Source organism: Nonomuraea sp. KM90 (genome assembly GCF_052246675.1).
GTDB lineage: Bacteria > Actinomycetota > Actinomycetes > Streptosporangiales > Streptosporangiaceae > Nonomuraea.
Genome location: NZ_JBQQCB010000040.1, coordinates 1 through 15,713, shown reverse-complemented (window position 1 = coordinate 15,713; position 15,713 = coordinate 1). Strand labels below are relative to the sequence as shown.

Sequence of the window (15,713 nt, the reverse complement as noted above, 5' to 3'; positions counted from 1 at the left end):
AAGATCGGCGTCGTACGGTGGAACCCGATGCGGCGGTGTCCAAGGGGCTCCACAGGCGCTGAGGGGTGAGATGGCCTTTTCTCACGACAAGAGTCACGGTGACAAGGGGCGGCATCGGCGCGGTCGTTGGTGGCGGCGCGGCTCGTACCTCTTCTCACGGCGTGACGAAGCGCCCCCCGATGCTCACCGCTCCTTCTGGTCCAACGCCCGCGAGAAGCGCCGTGAGGCGCGCGCGGCGGCCAGGGGACACGACGGCGCCGAACGCCGCCGGCGGCCCGGCGACCGCGAGCTCGGCGGCCACCCCGGCCGGGCAGGCCGGCCCGGTGGCGCGCAGTCCGAGCGGGTGACGTGGCCGGGCGGCGGCGAGGAGACGGCGCGGATGGCGTGGCCCGGCGAGCGCCAAGGAACGGCGTGGCCCGGCGAGCGCGAGAGAGCTGCGTGGCCTGGCGAGCGCGAGAGAGCGGCCTGGCCCGGTGAACGGGAGCGGGCGGCGTGGCCGGGTGAAGGTGGGCGGCGTGCGCCGGAGGCGAGCTGGGACGGGTTCGCGGTGCGCGAGCGCGGCGAGCGGCTGCCCGCCGCCGTCATGGCCGACCGCCCCCGCTACACCTGGTACGACTTCGAGCTCGCCGACCAGCCCCCCCGGGCCCAGCCCAACCGGCCGGACGTGCCCTCGCTCGGCGACGGCCTGCGCCACTGCGGCAAGCTGGAGTCCATCCTGCACCGCCAGTGGGACGCCCGGCTGGGCCCGCCGCCCGCGGACGTCGTCCGGGCCGTGGAGAGCCTGGCCAGGCTGCCCGATCGGCTGAAGGAGCTGCTCGCGGCCGGGCTGGAAGGAATCTACGTCGGCCCCGGAGGCGTGCCCGACCTCGACGACATGGCCTACTTACGCGGCGCCCCGCTCCCGTCCGGGCGGGCGACCTGGGACATCTGCGCGGGCGCGTACGGCGACCGCAAGATCGTCGTCGGCGACCGCCCCTCACCCACCCCTGACGTGATGATGCACGAGGTCGGCCACGCCATCGACGACGTCGACTCGATGTACGGCGACTGGGTGTCGGACTCGCCCGAGTTCGTGCGCCTCTACGAAGCGGCCGTCCCGCTGCTGGCCTCGACGTTCCACCGTCAGGGAGGAGGGCTGGGCCGCAAGGAGTTCTTCGCCGACGCCTTCGCCGCCATCGCCTCCCGCCAGCGTCCGGCCCTCGTGGACATGCTCGGGGGCGACACGCGCATGGCGCTCGACATCATGCTGTTCTTCAACCGGCGCTACGGAATCTAGGTGATCGGCCATGTACGTCATCCGGCTCGCGGACGGGACCCTGCGCGTGCCGCAGAGCCTGACCAGCGAAGACGGGCGTCTGATCGGCAACGCGTACGTGGAACTGCAGCCTGGTGACCCCGACTACGAGCAGTGGCTGCCGGAGTCGCTGACCGAGGAGGAGGCCGAGTTGCGCCGCCGGCGCTGGGAAGAGGAGAACGACGATCTGGAGCGCGAGTTCCTGGCCTTCAAAGCGCGGCAGGAGGACGCCTGATCGGCGGAGAAAAAGGACAGGCGCCAGCCACGGTCGGCGGTTGGCGCCGCCCCGTGCTCACCGTACGGAAGTGTGGCCGGGAAGCACGCGAACAGTGGGTGTTCCGCCAGCGGTGATCCTGGCGGCTCGGACCGCTGTTCATGCGGCCCACCGTGCAGGATCACCGACTAGACGGAACGTCAGACGCGCGGGGACTCACCTGCTGGCCTGTCGGCCGTAAGAACGTCCTCGCCTCGGAGAAGGGCGTGGACTTCCGACTCGCGGAAGCGCCGGTGCCCTCCGGGGGTGCGGATACTGCTGATGCGGCCTGCCGCAGCCCAGCGCGTAACCGTCTTTGGGTCTACCCGGAAGAGGGCGGCAACCTCTCCTGGGGTCAGCAGACGCTCGCTGCTACTCTCCACCAATCTCTCCCCCTCGCATCCCGCTTCCTGCCAGCGGGCGGACAGGTAACCAGTGTGTCGAGCGAAGCCTGATTTATCCGTGGTTTTCTGCAAAGATCACGGGTTGTTATCAGCTGACTGCCCGATTGTTATATGATAGAGCCTCTTTGGGGCTCTCGTGGGTGTTTCTTTACGAAACTCCCTAACTGGGAACAGTAGCAGTGCTCGCGTCCGATGCGAAGAGCGACCGCTGCGCAGGTCCGAGTAACCTCGAACCTGTGCGTCCCGTTCTCGTTTACACCGCGTCGCGGATCGGCCTGTTTGTCGTGACCCTCGGTGTGCTGTGGCTGCTCGGCCTGACAAACCCGCTGATCCTGATCGCGGCTTCTTTCTTGATCAGCGGCATTGCGAGCTACGTGTTGCTGTCCAAGCAGCGCGACGCCATGAGCGCGCGTCTCAGCGACAGGATCGACCGGCCGAAGCCGCACGACGACTAGGGCAGGGGGAACATGCCAATCCGGGCATGGTACTCCCGTCCGAGTCTCGTTGTGTCACTACCGACAAGTAGTCCGCTGCCGTGCGCGAAAAACGCCTTCACGCCGATGCCGCGCTCCCGTCCGGGATTCCAACTCAGGGCCTTTCCGGTCCGCGGATGAATGGCGCCGATGCCCGGCCGTGACACCGCGCCCGGGCCGGCCGAGTCCCGGCCCTGCGGATTGTTCAACCAGCGCTGATGCCCGCCGACGTACACCGCCGCCCCGGTCACCGCGACCGCGTAGAGCGAGTCGCCGCCCGTGCTGTTGACCCAGGTCGGCCTGATGGCCGAGCCCCTGGCGTAGGTCTCGAACCGCGCCGCGGTGTCGCACATCCCGCCCCGGGCGCCTCCCGTGGTGACGACCGCGAAATAGCGCCCGTCGGGGGAGAAGTCGAGGCCGCGTACGTACGAGGGGAAGGCACCGCTGCACTTGCGCGCGTACGCGTCGGTCCGCCACGGTGCCACCCTCGCCGTGGCGCCGCTGACGTCGATCAGGCCGAGCTGCGGCCTGGAATGCCCGTCGAGCGTGGTGAACGAGCCGTCCACGACCAGCCGGTCGCGCGAGACGGCCAGCGCGTAGACCTTCACGTTCGCGGTCAGCGGCGTGCCCGGCGTGATGTCGAACGCCGGGTCGGGCGCCCCGGTGGCGGCGTCGAGCCTGGCCAGCGCCGTGCGCGGGCTGATGAAGTCGCCGCCGACGTAGAGCTTGGGACCCTGCCGCGCCAGCGAGGTCACCATGCCGCCGCCGATGCGCGGCGCGAAGCCGGGCACCAGCGAGCCGTCGGCGAGGGCGAGCCTGGCCAGCCCGCGGGACCTCTGGTGGTTGATCCCGTGGAACTCGCCGCCGACGTAGACGGTGCCCCGGTCGCCGGCGGCCAGGCCGTAGACCGGGCCCGCGACGCTCGGCGCGAAGCCGGGCAGGACGCGGCCGGTGGCCAGGTCGTAGGCGAACAGGTTGTCGCGCGGATAGGTCGTCCTGCGGGCTGCGTCGCTCACTTCGCTGAACGAGCCGCCGACGACGACGGTGCTCCCGACGACGGTGATGGCGTTGACGATGCCGTCGAGCACATGAGGGGTGCTGTCGATCGGGTCGGCCGACACGACACGCGGGTGCGCGACGGGGGCCGAGGCGATGATCGCCGCAAGGGCGACACGGGCAAGCATTCGCCAATATCTAGCAGACGTTCGGTAGTCATGAGACTACTTTCCGTTGATTGTCCCGGATGGGCATGACCGCAAGGTCTGCGACCCCTCCCAATAGGCTGTGAGCATGACGCGCGCTCAGTTGGACAAACAGCCGGACGAGGTCGCCGCGATGTTCGATCGCACCGCCCGCCGCTACGACCTGGTCAATGACGTGATCTCCCTCGGGCAGGTCAGGCTCTGGCGCAAGGCGGTGGCCGCCGCCGTGGACGCCGGTCCCGGTGAGATCGTGCTCGACCTCGGGGCGGGCACCGGCACGTCCACCGACGCGTTCACCACGCTGGGCGCGCGCGCGATCGCCTCCGACTTCTCGCTCGGCATGTTGCGCACGGGAGTGCGCCGCCACGGCGGTAACGCGCTGGCGGGGCCGGGGGTGCCGTTCGTCGCGGGCGACGCGATGCGGCTGCCGTTCGCCGACGACGCGTTCGACGCGGTGACGATCTCGGTGGCGCTGCGCAACGTGCACGACACCGCGCAGGCGCTGCGGGAGATGCTGCGGGTGACGAGGCCGGGCGGGCGGCTGGTGATCCTGGAGTTCTCGCACGTGACCGTCGGCGCGTTCGACCTGGTCTACCGCGAATACCTGATGCGGATGCTGCCGAAGGTGGCCAAGGTCTTCGGGTCCAACGACGACTCCTACGAATACCTGGCCGAGTCGATCAGGGACTGGCCCGACCAGCCGACGCTGGCCCGGACGATCCAGGACGCCGGCTGGGAACGGGTGGCCTGGCGCAATCTCACGATGGGGATCGTCGCCATGCACAGGGGTTTCAAGCCCGCCTGAGCTCCATCGTCAGCAGATGGGGCCGGTGGGGATGGCGGTGGAAGGTCACCTCCTCGGCGAAGCAGGCGACCCTGATCTCGGGGATGTAGTCCTCGAACAACTCGGGGCTCATGCCCGACCTGCACCAGATCAGGAGCGCCGTCCCGTGCGGGATCGACTGCGTGTGGACGATGAGGGGCAGGCGCCCCTCGGGCGTACGCATCGACGTACGCAGGCACAGGCCCTGGAAGCGATGGCGGACGACAACCCGGTCGGCGGCCCTGCGCACTCCCGGGATCGCGCCGCCGGCGGACACCGCCCCCGCGAGCAGCAGTGCCGCCACCGGCCCCAGCCACTGGATCAGCGGGACGGCGGCCATCGGTACGGCGCAGCACACGGTGATTTCGGTCCTCCATCGCCAGACCAGGCCCGTGGTGGCGATGAGGTCGTGTGCCCTGGCTATCTTCGGATGCTTCCTGGGGAAACCGTCCCCCGGGCTGAACTTGCGCGGAGGCGGTTCGCTGACCGGCTCCTCCTGGAGCGGCGCCTCCAGGATCTCCTTCTTGCGTATGTCGAACCGGGGATCGCGGTATCTCCGGCCGCCCCCGGCCGACCTGTCGATCTCCCAGCCCTGTTCCCTGGCGAACTCGTTGGATCCGTGCCAGAACCACCTGTTCAAGGCGACGGTTAATCGCCGCCATCCGCCCTTGCGATCTCCCCTGCCACGTGTAGCGTCGGTCATGTCCGCGGCTCCCATTTCCACTCTTCGGTCAGAGTCGGGGTGCTACGCGGTGGCGGGCGGATGGGGTCCCACCATCCGCCTGCCCGCGTCTGGCGAAAACCTCATTTCCGTCTGGCCCGCTTTCCTGCCTGCGGGCTACCCTAAGGGTGTTCCGCAGGGCCGCCCGGTGCAATTCCCGCGGGGATGAGTCCAGGGACTCCTGGCGAAACGCGAAAGGTGCTTCCCGGCGACGATTGCGCGTGGGCGGGGCGGGGCATATATCGCGGAATGCCGAAAGGAGACCGAGTGATCGGGGAAATCAATCCGACACTCCGCCGCCGGAAAATCGCCACTGAGCTGCGGCGGCTCCGCGAGGAAGCGGGTCTCAACGGCGTTCAGGTGTCACGGTCGCTGCACTGGTCGACGTCGAAACTCTCCCGCCTCGAGACGGGCCAGGTCGCGCCCTCGGCCGAGGACGTGGCGAAGCTGCTCGACCACTACCGCATCGGCCCGGAGCCGGCCGCCCTGCTGCTCTCGCTCGCCGGCAACCACGCGGCCAAGGGCTGGTGGGAGTCCTACTCCGACGTGCTCACCGAGATCGGCCGCGAGTTCGTCGGGCTGGAGGACGGCGCCTCCTCGCTCAGGACGTGGGGCTCGAACGCGGTGCCCGGGCTGCTGCAGACCGATGCCTATTGCGCGGAGATGACGCGGCTCACCCGCGCCGTGGAGATAGTCCCGCCGGGAAAGGTCGAGCGCCGGACGCGGACCTGGCTGCGCCGGCAGCGGCGGTTGTTCGCCGATCCGCCGCTGGCCTACTCGGCGGTGATCGACGAGGCCGTCCTGCGCCGCCGGTTCGGCGCCGCCGACGATGGGCTGATGCGCGAGCAGTTACGTCACCTGCTGAAACTCGGTGACCGGCCGAACATCAGCATTCACGTTCTCCTGCTGGAGCAGTCGCACCCCATCAACTTCTCGCATTTCGTGCTCCTCGGATTTCCCTCCATGCCAGTGCTGGGTCCGGTCTCGGGCGACATCGTCTATTCGGAGGACTATCCGGTGGCCGAAGTGGTGGAGGACGAGGAGCGGGTCTATCGCTACTCCGTGATATTCGATCTGCTCAAGGAGGCGGCTCTCGACGAAGAAGCATCTCGAGACTGCATCGCCTCACTCGCCGGACTCTGAGTGCCGGGGGGCCTGCTGCTAGCGTGACGATCATGACTGCGCTGCCCCAGGCGACACGCCGTCCTCTTGGATCACAGAACAGCACCCCGACTGCCACTATGTACAGGAAAAGCAGTAGACTGCGGGCCGGTAAGTTTGTGAAGGGGTTCACAAAGGAACGAAGGCGCCACACCCCGAGGCCTTCGAGCGTGTAGGGACAGGACAGTCCAGTGACCGTGCCAACAGCCACACAGGCTGACGCAGACGTCATCGTCGTCGGCGCCGGTCCCGCCGGTTCCGCAACCGCCTTTTACCTCGCGCAGGCCGGGCTCGACGTGCTGCTCCTGGAGAAGACCAGGTTCCCCCGCGAGAAGGTCTGCGGCGACGGCCTGACCCCGCGGGCGGTCAAGCAGCTGCAGAACATGGGCGTCGACATCGACGCACCCGGCTGGATCAGGAACAAGGGCCTGCGCGTCGTCGGTGGCGGCCTCCGGTTCGAGCTCGACTGGCCGCGGCTCGAGCGCTTCCCCGACTTCGGGCTCGTACGCACCCGCCAGGACTTCGACCAGATCGTCGCCGCCAACGCGGTCAAGAACGGCGTGCGCCTCATGGAGGGCGTCACCGTCGCCGGCCCCGTGCTCGACGACCGCAGCGGCCACGTCGTGGGCGTGACGACCAAGGACGGCCGCGAGTTCCGCAGCCGCGTGGTGGTGGCCGCCGACGGCAACAGCACCCGCCTGGCCCTGGGCATGGGCCTGCACAAGCGGGAGGACCGCCCGATGGGCGTGGCCGTGCGGACGTACTTCGAGAGCCCGCGCCACGACGACGACTACCTCGAGACCTGGCTGGAGCTGTGGGACGGCGACACGTTGCTGCCCGGCTACGGCTGGGTGTTCGGTGTCGGCGACGGCACCTCCAACGTGGGCCTGGGGCTGCTCAACACCAGCTCCCAGTTCGGCAACATCGACTACCGCGACCTGCTGCGGCGCTGGTGCCGGTCGATGCCGGAGGAGTGGGGCTTCACCGAGGAGAACATGACGGGCCCGATCCGCGGCGCCGCGCTCCCGATGGCCTTCAACAGGCAGCCCCACTACACACGCGGCCTGATGCTCGTGGGAGACTCCGGCGGGTCGATCAACCCGTTCAACGGCGAGGGCATCGCCTACGCCATGGAGACCGGCGAGATCGCCGCCGAGGTCATCGCGAAGGCCCTCAAGGGCACCACCCCCGCGCAACGGGAGCGGACCCTGCGGTCCTATCCTCGAGTACTGAAGGACGCCTACGGCGGATATTTCACGCTCGGGAGGTTGTTCGTCGAGGCGATTGGGAAGCCGGGTGTGATGAGCTTCGGCACCAGGCACGGGCTGCCCCACCCGAGGCTGATGCGCTTCGCGCTCAAACTCCTTGGTAATCTCACCGACCGGCGAGGCGATGCGTCGGACATGATCATTAACGCACTCTCGAAGGTCGCGCCACCAGCATGAATCTCAGAATCCACAGATCCGGCTGCGCGCCCGCGCGCGCGGCGACTCCAGAGGAGGCGTAGCGATGGACCTTTACGTGCCCATCCTGGTGCTCGCCGTTCTCGCGGGGGGCTTCGCGATCTTCTCGGTCGCCATCGCTCCCTTCACCGGTCCCAAGCGCTGGAACCGCGCGAAGCTTGACGCCTACGAATGCGGCATCGAGCCGACGCCCCAGCCGGTCGGTGGCGGACGGTTCCCGCTCAAATACATGATCACGGCGATGCTCTTCATCGTCTTCGACATCGAGATCATCTTCCTTTACCCGTGGGCCGTCTCGTTCGCTCCGCAGACGGACGACCTCGGCCGCGTGCTCTCCTCGGGCCTGGGGCTGTTCGCGCTCGTCGAGATGCTGCTGTTCATCGTCACCGTGCTCGTCGCCTACGCGTACGTGTGGCGCCGCAAGGGTCTGGACTGGGACTGAAAATGGGACTTGAAGAGAAACTCCCCAGCGGGTTCATCCTCAGCACGGTCGAAGCGGCCGCCGGATGGGCGCGTAAGAACTCCGTATGGCCGGCCACCTTCGGCCTCGCGTGTTGCGCGATCGAGCTGATGGCCACCGGTGGCCCCCACTACGACCTGGCGCGCTTCGGCATGGAGCGCGCTTCGGCGTCTCCTCGCCAGGCCGACCTCATGATCGTGGCCGGGCGCGTGTCGCAGAAGATGGCGCCGGTGCTGCGCCAGATCTACGACCAGATGGCCGAGCCTAAGTGGGTCATCTCCATGGGCGTGTGCGCCTCCAGCGGCGGCATGTTCAACAACTACGCCATCGTGCAGGGCGTCGACCACATCGTGCCGGTGGACATCTACCTGCCCGGCTGCCCGCCGCGGCCGGAGATGCTCATCGACGCGATCGTGAAGCTGCACGACAAGATCCAGAACATGAAGTTCGGCGCGCACCGGGCCAAGCAGATCGAGGAGCTCGAGCTGCAGGCGCTGCGCACGCTGCCGCTGATCGATCAGGGGGCCGCGAAGTGACCTCGCCCGACAACCTCCCCGGAAGCCCGGAAGGCGGCGAGACCCCGCAGGCGCCGGTCCCGGCGGTGCCCGAGTCCCCCGTCGCCCGGCGCGGCATGTTCGGGGCCCAGGACACCGGCGACACCTCCGGCTACGGCGGCCTCGTCGTACGCCGGGCGCCGCAGCTGTCCACGCCCCGCCCGTACGGGAGCTACTTCGACGAGCTCGTGGACACCCTCGGGCTCGACGACGCCATCGAGCGCGTGGTCGTGGACCGCGGCGAGCTGACCCTGCACGTCAGGCGCGAGCGCCTGGTGGAGGTCTGCCAGAAGCTGCGCGACGACCCGGCGCTGCGCTTCGAGCTCTCGCTCGGCGTGTCCGGCGTCCACTACCCGCACCTGGCGGGTGAGGAGCTGCACGCGGTCATCCACCTGTGCTCGATCACCCACAACCGGCGGGTGCGCGTCGAGGCGAGCGCTCCCGACTCCGATCCGCACATTCCATCCACGGTGAGCGTTTACCCTGGTCACGACTGGCACGAGCGCGAGACGTACGACTTCTTCGGGATCATCTTCGACGGTCATCCCGGGCTCACCCGGATCATGATGCCCGACGACTGGGACGGACACCCGCAGCGCAAGGACTATCCGCTCGGGGGCATCCCGGTGGAATACCGCGGCGCCACCATCCCCTCGCCGGATGAGAGGAGGTCGTACGCGTGAGCGACCTTGTGGAGCTGAGCGTTGACGACCGTAGGAAGGATCACTCGTGAGCACCGCTTATGACGAGGCGACCGAGGGCAAGGTCTACTCGGTCACCGGAGCCGACTGGGAGCAGGTCGTCACCGGCGTGCGCGACTCCGAGGAAGAGCGCCTGGTCGTCAACATGGGCCCGCAGCACCCGTCCACGCACGGCGTGCTCCGCCTGGTCCTGACGCTCGACGGCGAGACGGTCACCGAGGCGCGCGGCGTCATCGGCTACCTGCACACCGGCATCGAGAAGAACATGGAATACCGGACGTGGACCCAGGGGACCACGTTCGTGACCCGCATGGACTACCTCTCGCCGATCTTCAACGAGACCGCCTACTGCCTCGGCGTGGAGAAGCTGCTCGGCATCGAGGACCGCGTGCCCGACCGGGCGCAGGCCATCCGCGTGATGATGATGGAGCTCAACCGCATCGCCTCGCACCTGGTCGCGATGGGCACGTTCGGCATGGAGCTGGGCGCGACCACGCCGTTCCTCTTCGGGTACCGCGATCGTGAAATGATCATGGACCTGTTCGAGTACATCACGGGCCTGCGCATGAACCACGCCTACATCAGGCCGGGCGGCGTCAGCGTCGACCTGCCGGCGGGCGCGGTCGACAAGATCGGCGAGTTCCTCAAGGAGATGCCCAAGCGGATCAAGGACATCCGCAAGCTCCTCGACGAGAACCCCGTCTACGTGCGCCGCACCAAGGACGTGGCCTACCTCGACCTGACCGGCTGCATGGCGCTCGGTGTCACCGGGCCGATCCTGCGCGCCGCCGGGCTCCCGTGGGACCTGCGCAAGTCGCAGCCCTACTGCGGTTACGAGACCTACGAGTTCGACGTCGCCACCGAGCGCGGCTGCGACGTCTACTCGCGCTACCTCGTCCGCATGAGGGAGATGGAGGAGTCCCTCAAGATCGTCGAGCAGGCCCTGGACCGCATCGCCGGCCCGCTCAAGGGCGACCCGGTGATGATCGAGGACAAGAAGATCGGCTGGCCCGCGCAGCTCGCGCTCGGCCCCGACGGGTTCGGCAACTCGCCCGACCACATCGCCCACATCATGGGCACCTCCATGGAGGCCCTCATCCACCACTTCAAGCTGGTGACCGAGGGCTTCAGGGTGCCGGCCGGGCAGGCGTACGCCAGCATCGAGTCGCCCAAGGGCGAGCTCGGCGCCCACGTGGTCAGCGACGGGGGCACCCGGCCCTACCGCGTGCACTTCCGCGAGCCGTCCTTCTGCAACCTGCAGAGCTTCCCCGCGATGGCGGAAGGCGGCCAGGTCGCCGACGTGATCGCCGCGGTGGCTTCTATCGACCCCGTCATGGGAGGTGTGGACAGGTGAGCGAGCTTGTCGCGCGCACAATCGGACACAGCACGCAGGCCATGAGCGCGCCGGAGGCGCGGTCATGACGTATTCACCGGAGGTCCGGGAGCGTCTGGAGCGGGACGCCAAGGAGATCATCGGGCGTTACCCCAAGACCCGCTCGGCCCTGCTGCCGCTGCTCCACCTCGTGCAGTCCGAGGACGGTTACGTCTCGGACGACGGGCAGGAGTTCTGCGCGGAGATGCTCGGCCTCAGCAAGGCCGAGGTCACGGGCGTCGCGACCTTCTACACCATGTACAAGCGCAAGCCCGCCGGCGACTTCCACGTCGGCGTGTGCATCAACGCGCTGTGCGCGGTCATGGGCGGCGACGAGATCTGGGAGGAGCTGACGGAGCACGTCGGCGTCGGTCACGACGAGGCGACCCCGGACGGCAAGGTCTCGCTGGAGCGCCTGGAGTGCAACGCGGCCTGCGACTTCGCCCCGGTCATGATGGTCAACTGGGAGTTCTTCGACAACCAGACGCCCGAGTCGGCCAAGCAGCTCGTCGACGACCTGCGTGACGGCAAGGACGTGCGGCCCACGCGCGGCCCGAAGAAGCTGTGCACCTTCAAGGAAGCCTCGCGCGTGCTCGCCGGCCTGCCCGACGACCTCGCGGGTGACGGCCCGTCGGCCGCCGGCCCCTCGCTGGAGGGCCTCAAGGTCGCCAAGGCCAAGGGATGGAAGGCCCCCGAAGCATGAGCACGACTCTGACACCGGTCCTGACGGCCAACTGGGACCAGCCCAACTCCTTCACGCTCGACGTCTACGGCGCGTATGAGGCGGCCAAGAAGGCGCTGGGCATGGACCCCGACGCCGTCATCCAGGCCGTCAAGGACTCGGGCCTGCGCGGCCGCGGCGGCGCCGGCTTCCCGACCGGCATGAAGTGGGGCTTCATCCCGCAGGGCGACGGCAAGCCGCACTATCTCGTCGTCAACGCCGACGAGTCGGAGCCGGGCACCTGCAAGGACATCCCGCTGATGATGGCCAACCCGCACTCGCTGGTCGAGGGCATCATCATCACGTCGTACGCGATCCGGGCCAACCAGGCGTTCATCTACGTGCGCGGCGAGGTGCTGCACGTGATCCGGCGGCTGCACGCGGCCGTACGGGAGGCGTACGAGAAGGGTTATCTCGGCACCGACATCTTCGGCTCGGGATACGACCTCGAACTCGTCGTGCACAGTGGCGCGGGCGCCTACATCTGCGGCGAGGAGACGGCGCTGCTCGACTCGCTCGAAGGCTTCAGAGGTCAACCGCGGCTCAAGCCCCCGTTCCCGGCCGTGGCGGGCCTGTACGCCTCGCCTACTGTCGTGAACAACGTCGAGTCGATCGCGAGTGTTCCCTCGATCATCGCCAACGGCGCCGACTGGTTCGCCGGGATGGGCACCGAGAAGTCCAAGGGCTTCGGCATCTTCTCCCTCAGCGGCCACGTCACCAGGCCCGGCCAGTACGAGGCCCCGCTCGGCATCACGCTGCGCGAGCTGCTCGACATGGCCGGCGGCATCCGCGAGGGGCACCAGATCAAGTTCTGGACCCCGGGCGGCTCCTCCACGCCCATCTTCACCGACGAGCACCTCGACGTGCCGCTCGACTTCGAGGCGGTCGGCGCCAAGGGCTCGATGCTGGGCACCCGCGCGCTGCAGATCTTCGACGAGACCACCTGCGTGGTCCGCACGGTGCTGCGCTGGACCGAGTTCTACGCCCACGAGTCCTGCGGCAAGTGCACGCCCTGCCGCGAGGGCACGTACTGGCTCAAGCAGGTGCTCAAGCGCCTGGAGAAGGGCCAGGGCACGGAGGAGGACCTGTCCACGATCACCGACATCGCGGACAACATCCTGGGTCGCTCGTTCTGCGCTCTGGGCGACGGCGCGACCAGCCCGATCCACTCCTCGGTGAAGTACTTCCGCGAGGAGTACCTCAAGCACTTCGAGATCGGCGGCTGCCCGTTCGACCCGAAGAAGTCCACTCTCTGGGGTGAGCAGTGACCGTCGTAGAGACCGAAACGAACCTGGTGACCCTGACCATCGACGGGTTCCAGGTCAGTGTCCCCAAGGGCACTCTGATCATCAGGGCCGCCGAGCTGCTGGGCATCCAGATCCCCAGGTTCTGCGACCACCCCCTGCTCGACCCGGCGGCCAACTGCCGCCAGTGTCTCGTCGACATCCCCGACGCGGGCAACGGCCGCGGCTTCCCCAAGCCGCAGCCGTCGTGCGCGATCGAGGTCGCCGAGAACATGGTCGTGCAGACCCAGCTCACCTCGCCGGTCGCCGAGAAGGCGCAGCGCGGGGCGATGGAGCTGCTGCTCATGAACCACCCGCTGGACTGCCCGGTCTGCGACAAGGGCGGCGAGTGCCCCCTGCAGAACCAGGCCATGTCCAACGGTCAGGGCGAGACCCGGTTCCAGGAGCAGAAGCGGACCTTCCCCAAGCCGCTGCCGCTGTCCACGCAGGTGCTGCTCGACCGCGAGCGCTGCGTCCAGTGCGCGCGCTGCATCCGGTTCTCGGACCAGATCGCCGGTGACCCGCTCATCGAGTTCTTCGAGCGCGGGGCCAAGGAGCAGGTGCGTACGGCCGAGGGCAAGCCGTTCAACTCCTACTTCTCCGGCAACACGGTGCAGATCTGCCCGGTCGGCGCGCTCACCGGCGCCGCCTACCGGTTCCGGGCCCGCCCGTTCGACCTGGTCTCCACGCCCAGCGCGTGCGAGCACTGCGCCTCCGGCTGCGCCCAGCGCACCGACCACCGGCGCGGCCGGGTCACCCGCCGCCTGGCGGGCAACGACCCGCAGGTGAACGAGGAGTGGAACTGCGACAAGGGCCGCTGGGCGTTCTCGTACGCCACGCAGCCCGACCGCCTCAAGCAGCCGCTGGTCCGCAACGAGGAGGGCGTGCTCGTGCCCGCCTCGTGGCCTGAGGCGCTCGCGGTGGCCGCCGAGGGGCTGGCCAAGGCCCGCGGCAAGGCCGGCGTGCTGGTCGGCGGCCGGGTCACGGTCGAGGACGCCTACGCGTACGCCAAGTTCGCCAGGACCGCGCTCGCCACCAACGACGTCGACTTCCGCGCCCGGCCGCACTCCGGCGAGGAGGCGCAGTTCCTGGCGCACGCGGTGGCCGGCAGGGGCATCGAGATCAGCTACGCCGACCTCGAGAACGCCCCGCACGTGCTGCTCGTCGGGTTCGAGCCCGAGGAGGAGTCGCCGATCGTCTTCCTGCGCCTGCGCAAGGCGTGGATGAAGAAGGGCCTCAAGGTCTCGGCGATCGCGCCGTTCGCCTCCGCCGGGCTGGCGAAGATGGGCGGCACGCTCATCCGCACCGTCCCGGGCGCCGAGGCCGACGCGATCGGCGACCTGGTGGGCACGCTGGCCGAGGGCACGATCGTGCTGGCCGGCGAGCGCCTGGCCACCGTGCCGGGCGCCCTGTCCGCTCTCATTCGCCTCGCCGCCGCCTCCGACGCCAGGCTCGCCTGGATCCCGCGGCGGGCCGGCGAGCGCGGCGCGGTCGAGGCCGGCGCGCTGCCCAACCTGCTGCCGATCGGCCGTCCGGTGGACGACGAGAGCGCCAGGGCCGAGGTCGCCAGGGCGTGGAACGTGGCCTCGCTGCCCGCCACCCCGGGCCGCGACACGGCCGGCATCCTCGCCGCCGCCCGCGACGGCGAGCTGGACGCGCTGGTCGTGGCCGGCGTGGACCCCTACGACCTGGCCGACCCGGCGGCGGCGCTCGAAGCACTCGAGCACACGCCGTTCATCGTCAGCCTGGAGATCCGCGCCAGCGCCGTCACCGACCGCGCCGACGTGGTCCTGCCCGTCGCCTCCGTCCAGGAGAAGGGCGGCACGTTCGTCAACTGGGAGGGCAGGGGCCGCTCGTTCGAGGCGCCGCTCAAGGTGCCGGGCCTGCAGTCCGACCTCGCCGTGATCGGCAACCTGGCCGACCGGATGGACGTCCACCTCGGCCTGCCGGACGCCAAGGCCGCCCGGCGCGAGCTGTCCGGCCTGGGCTCCTGGCGGGGCAGCCGGGTCAACGCGCCGAACGCCCTGACCCGCACCCAGGAGGTGCCGGAGCCGGGCCAGGCGCTGCTGGCGACCTGGCACCTGCTGCTCGACGAGGGCAGGCTGCAGGACGGCGAGCCCTACCTCGCGGGCACCGCCCGCACCGCCGAAGCACTGGTCTCCGAGAGCACGGCAGCCGAGCTCGGCGTCGCCGACGGCGACAAGCTCGTCGTCGGCGAGGTCGTCACCCTGCCGGTGCGCATCGCCGACCTGCCGGACCGCGTGGTCTGGGTGCCGGCGAACTCCGGCGGCTGCTCGGTCACGCGTGACCTGCGCGCGGTGGCCGGCGACATCGTCACCATCGGGAGCGCGTCATGAGTCCCACCCTGGAGAACTTCGGCCACGATCCGCTGTGGATCACCATCATCAAGGCCGTGATGCTGTTCGTCTTCCTGATGCTGGGCGTCCTGTTCGGTGTCTGGTTCGAGCGCAAACTGATCTCGCGGATGCAGAACCGCTACGGGCCCAACCGGGCCGGTAAGTTCGGCCTGCTGCAGTCGGTCGCCGACGGCCTGAAGATGGGCCTGAAGGAGGACCTCTTCCCGCGGACCGTGGACAAGGTGCTCTACCTGCTGGCTCCGATCATCATGGTGGTGCCGGCGTTCCTGGCCTTCTCGATCGTGCCGTTCGGGCCGGTCGTGAACCTGTTCGGCGTGCAGACGCCGCTGCAGCTGGTCGACCTGCCGGTGGCGGTGCTGTTCATGCTGGCCATGGGCGCGGTGTCGGTCTACGGCGTGGTGCTGGCCGGGTGGTCGTCGCGTTCGCCGTACGCGCTGCTGGGCGGTCTGC

General features: G+C 69.1%; 17 protein-coding genes. 14 read left to right on the top strand and 3 right to left on the bottom strand.

Translation table 11 applies throughout. From position 1 onward, the window contains the following. Positions 1-70: 70 nt before the first annotated feature. Both ACTWPW_RS31685 and ACTWPW_RS31680 read left to right on the top strand, forming a co-directional pair. A complete protein-coding gene (locus tag ACTWPW_RS31685) occupies positions 71-1,276 on the top strand; it encodes a hypothetical protein (RefSeq protein ID WP_375114548.1) in 1,206 nt (401 codons plus the stop codon). 10 nt (positions 1,277-1,286) lie between these two features. Further along, entirely contained in the window at positions 1,287-1,529 is a 243-nt protein-coding gene (locus ACTWPW_RS31680; RefSeq protein ID WP_364126308.1) for a hypothetical protein, read from the top strand. Positions 1,530-1,708: 179 nt separating this feature from the next. Here the strand turns inward: ACTWPW_RS31680 and ACTWPW_RS31675 are convergent, their stop codons facing one another. Then, a complete protein-coding gene (locus ACTWPW_RS31675) occupies positions 1,709-1,930 on the bottom strand; it encodes a BldC family transcriptional regulator (RefSeq protein ID WP_026214226.1) in 222 nt (73 codons plus the stop codon). Positions 1,931-2,187: 257 nt separating this feature from the next. Between ACTWPW_RS31675 and ACTWPW_RS31670 the strand changes: the two genes are divergently transcribed. Continuing rightward, a complete protein-coding gene (locus ACTWPW_RS31670; RefSeq protein WP_364126311.1) occupies positions 2,188-2,406 on the top strand; it encodes a DUF4229 domain-containing protein in 219 nt (72 codons plus the stop codon). On the opposite strand, the gene ACTWPW_RS31665 is transcribed toward ACTWPW_RS31670, so the two are convergent. After that, on the bottom strand, positions 2,403-3,608 hold the full coding sequence (locus ACTWPW_RS31665; protein ID WP_375114549.1) for a hypothetical protein: 1,206 nt from the start codon (positions 3,606-3,608) through the stop codon (positions 2,403-2,405). The genes ACTWPW_RS31670 and ACTWPW_RS31665 overlap by 4 nt on opposite strands. Before the next feature lie 106 nt (positions 3,609-3,714). On the opposite strand from ACTWPW_RS31665, the gene ACTWPW_RS31660 reads away from it, so the two are divergent. Next, positions 3,715-4,431 carry a demethylmenaquinone methyltransferase gene (locus tag ACTWPW_RS31660; protein ID WP_364126316.1) on the top strand — a complete coding sequence of 239 codons (717 nt, stop codon included), beginning with the start codon at positions 3,715-3,717 and terminating at the stop codon, positions 4,429-4,431. Here the strand turns inward: ACTWPW_RS31660 and ACTWPW_RS31655 are convergent. Then, positions 4,418-5,089, bottom strand: a complete 672-nt coding sequence (locus ACTWPW_RS31655) for a hypothetical protein (RefSeq protein ID WP_375114550.1) — start codon at positions 5,087-5,089, stop codon at positions 4,418-4,420. The two genes, ACTWPW_RS31660 and ACTWPW_RS31655, sit on opposite strands and share 14 nt — an antisense overlap. 279 nt (positions 5,090-5,368) lie before the next feature. Here ACTWPW_RS31655 and ACTWPW_RS31650 point away from each other — a divergent pair, with 279 nt between their 5' ends. The 10 genes from ACTWPW_RS31650 to ACTWPW_RS31605 form a co-directional block, all read left to right on the top strand. Then, positions 5,369-6,313: a helix-turn-helix domain-containing protein gene (locus ACTWPW_RS31650; RefSeq protein ID WP_443170778.1), complete on the top strand. Its 945-nt coding sequence runs from the start codon at positions 5,369-5,371 to the stop codon at positions 6,311-6,313. Positions 6,314-6,522: 209 nt separating this feature from the next. Continuing rightward, positions 6,523-7,776, top strand: coding sequence for a geranylgeranyl reductase family protein (locus ACTWPW_RS31645; RefSeq protein WP_375114552.1), 1,254 nt, complete (start codon positions 6,523-6,525; stop codon positions 7,774-7,776). A 64-nt stretch (positions 7,777-7,840) separates the two neighbouring features. Next, positions 7,841-8,236 (top strand): NADH-quinone oxidoreductase subunit A, encoded by a 396-nt coding sequence (locus ACTWPW_RS31640; protein WP_080043646.1) that lies wholly within the window; start codon positions 7,841-7,843, stop codon positions 8,234-8,236. Between the two features lie 2 nt (positions 8,237-8,238). Further along, positions 8,239-8,790, top strand: coding sequence for a NuoB/complex I 20 kDa subunit family protein (locus tag ACTWPW_RS31635; protein ID WP_364126328.1), 552 nt, complete (start codon positions 8,239-8,241; stop codon positions 8,788-8,790). Continuing rightward, positions 8,787-9,491, top strand: coding sequence for an NADH-quinone oxidoreductase subunit C (locus ACTWPW_RS31630; protein ID WP_375114553.1), 705 nt, complete (start codon positions 8,787-8,789; stop codon positions 9,489-9,491). The genes ACTWPW_RS31635 and ACTWPW_RS31630 overlap by 4 nt, the downstream gene beginning before the upstream one ends. 46 nt (positions 9,492-9,537) lie before the next feature. Next, positions 9,538-10,863: an NADH-quinone oxidoreductase subunit D gene (locus ACTWPW_RS31625; protein WP_375114554.1), complete on the top strand. Its 1,326-nt coding sequence runs from the start codon at positions 9,538-9,540 to the stop codon at positions 10,861-10,863. After that, positions 10,850-11,584, top strand: coding sequence for an NADH-quinone oxidoreductase subunit NuoE (gene nuoE, locus ACTWPW_RS31620; protein WP_364126334.1), 735 nt, complete (start codon positions 10,850-10,852; stop codon positions 11,582-11,584). The genes ACTWPW_RS31625 and nuoE overlap by 14 nt, the downstream gene beginning before the upstream one ends. Next, positions 11,581-12,870, top strand: coding sequence for an NADH-quinone oxidoreductase subunit NuoF (gene nuoF, locus ACTWPW_RS31615; RefSeq protein WP_375114555.1), 1,290 nt, complete (start codon positions 11,581-11,583; stop codon positions 12,868-12,870). Before nuoE ends, nuoF begins: the two co-directional genes overlap by 4 nt. After that, complete coding sequence (locus tag ACTWPW_RS31610; protein WP_364126338.1) at positions 12,867-15,242, top strand: NADH-quinone oxidoreductase subunit G; 2,376 nt, start codon at positions 12,867-12,869, stop codon at positions 15,240-15,242. The genes nuoF and ACTWPW_RS31610 overlap by 4 nt, the downstream gene beginning before the upstream one ends. After that, positions 15,239-15,713 (top strand): complex I subunit 1/NuoH family protein (locus tag ACTWPW_RS31605; RefSeq protein ID WP_443170777.1); only part of this gene is annotated, 475 nt, incomplete at its 3' end. The genes ACTWPW_RS31610 and ACTWPW_RS31605, both read left to right, overlap by 4 nt.

Bases quoted from the DNA above. Each gene is read 5' to 3' on its own strand.
- ACTWPW_RS31685 (WP_375114548.1), top strand. From the start codon at position 71: ATGGCCTTTTCTCACGACAAGAGTCACGGTGACAAGGGGCGGCATCGG.
- ACTWPW_RS31680 (WP_364126308.1), top strand. From the start codon at position 1,287: ATGTACGTCATCCGGCTCGCGGACGGGACCCTGCGCGTGCCGCAGAGC.
- ACTWPW_RS31665 (WP_375114549.1), bottom strand. From the start codon at position 3,608: ATGCTTGCCCGTGTCGCCCTTGCGGCGATCATCGCCTCGGCCCCCGTC.
- ACTWPW_RS31660 (WP_364126316.1), top strand. From the start codon at position 3,715: ATGACGCGCGCTCAGTTGGACAAACAGCCGGACGAGGTCGCCGCGATG.
- ACTWPW_RS31640 (WP_080043646.1), top strand. From the start codon at position 7,841: ATGGACCTTTACGTGCCCATCCTGGTGCTCGCCGTTCTCGCGGGGGGC.
- ACTWPW_RS31635 (WP_364126328.1), top strand. From the start codon at position 8,239: ATGGGACTTGAAGAGAAACTCCCCAGCGGGTTCATCCTCAGCACGGTC.
- nuoF (WP_375114555.1), top strand. From the start codon at position 11,581: ATGAGCACGACTCTGACACCGGTCCTGACGGCCAACTGGGACCAGCCC.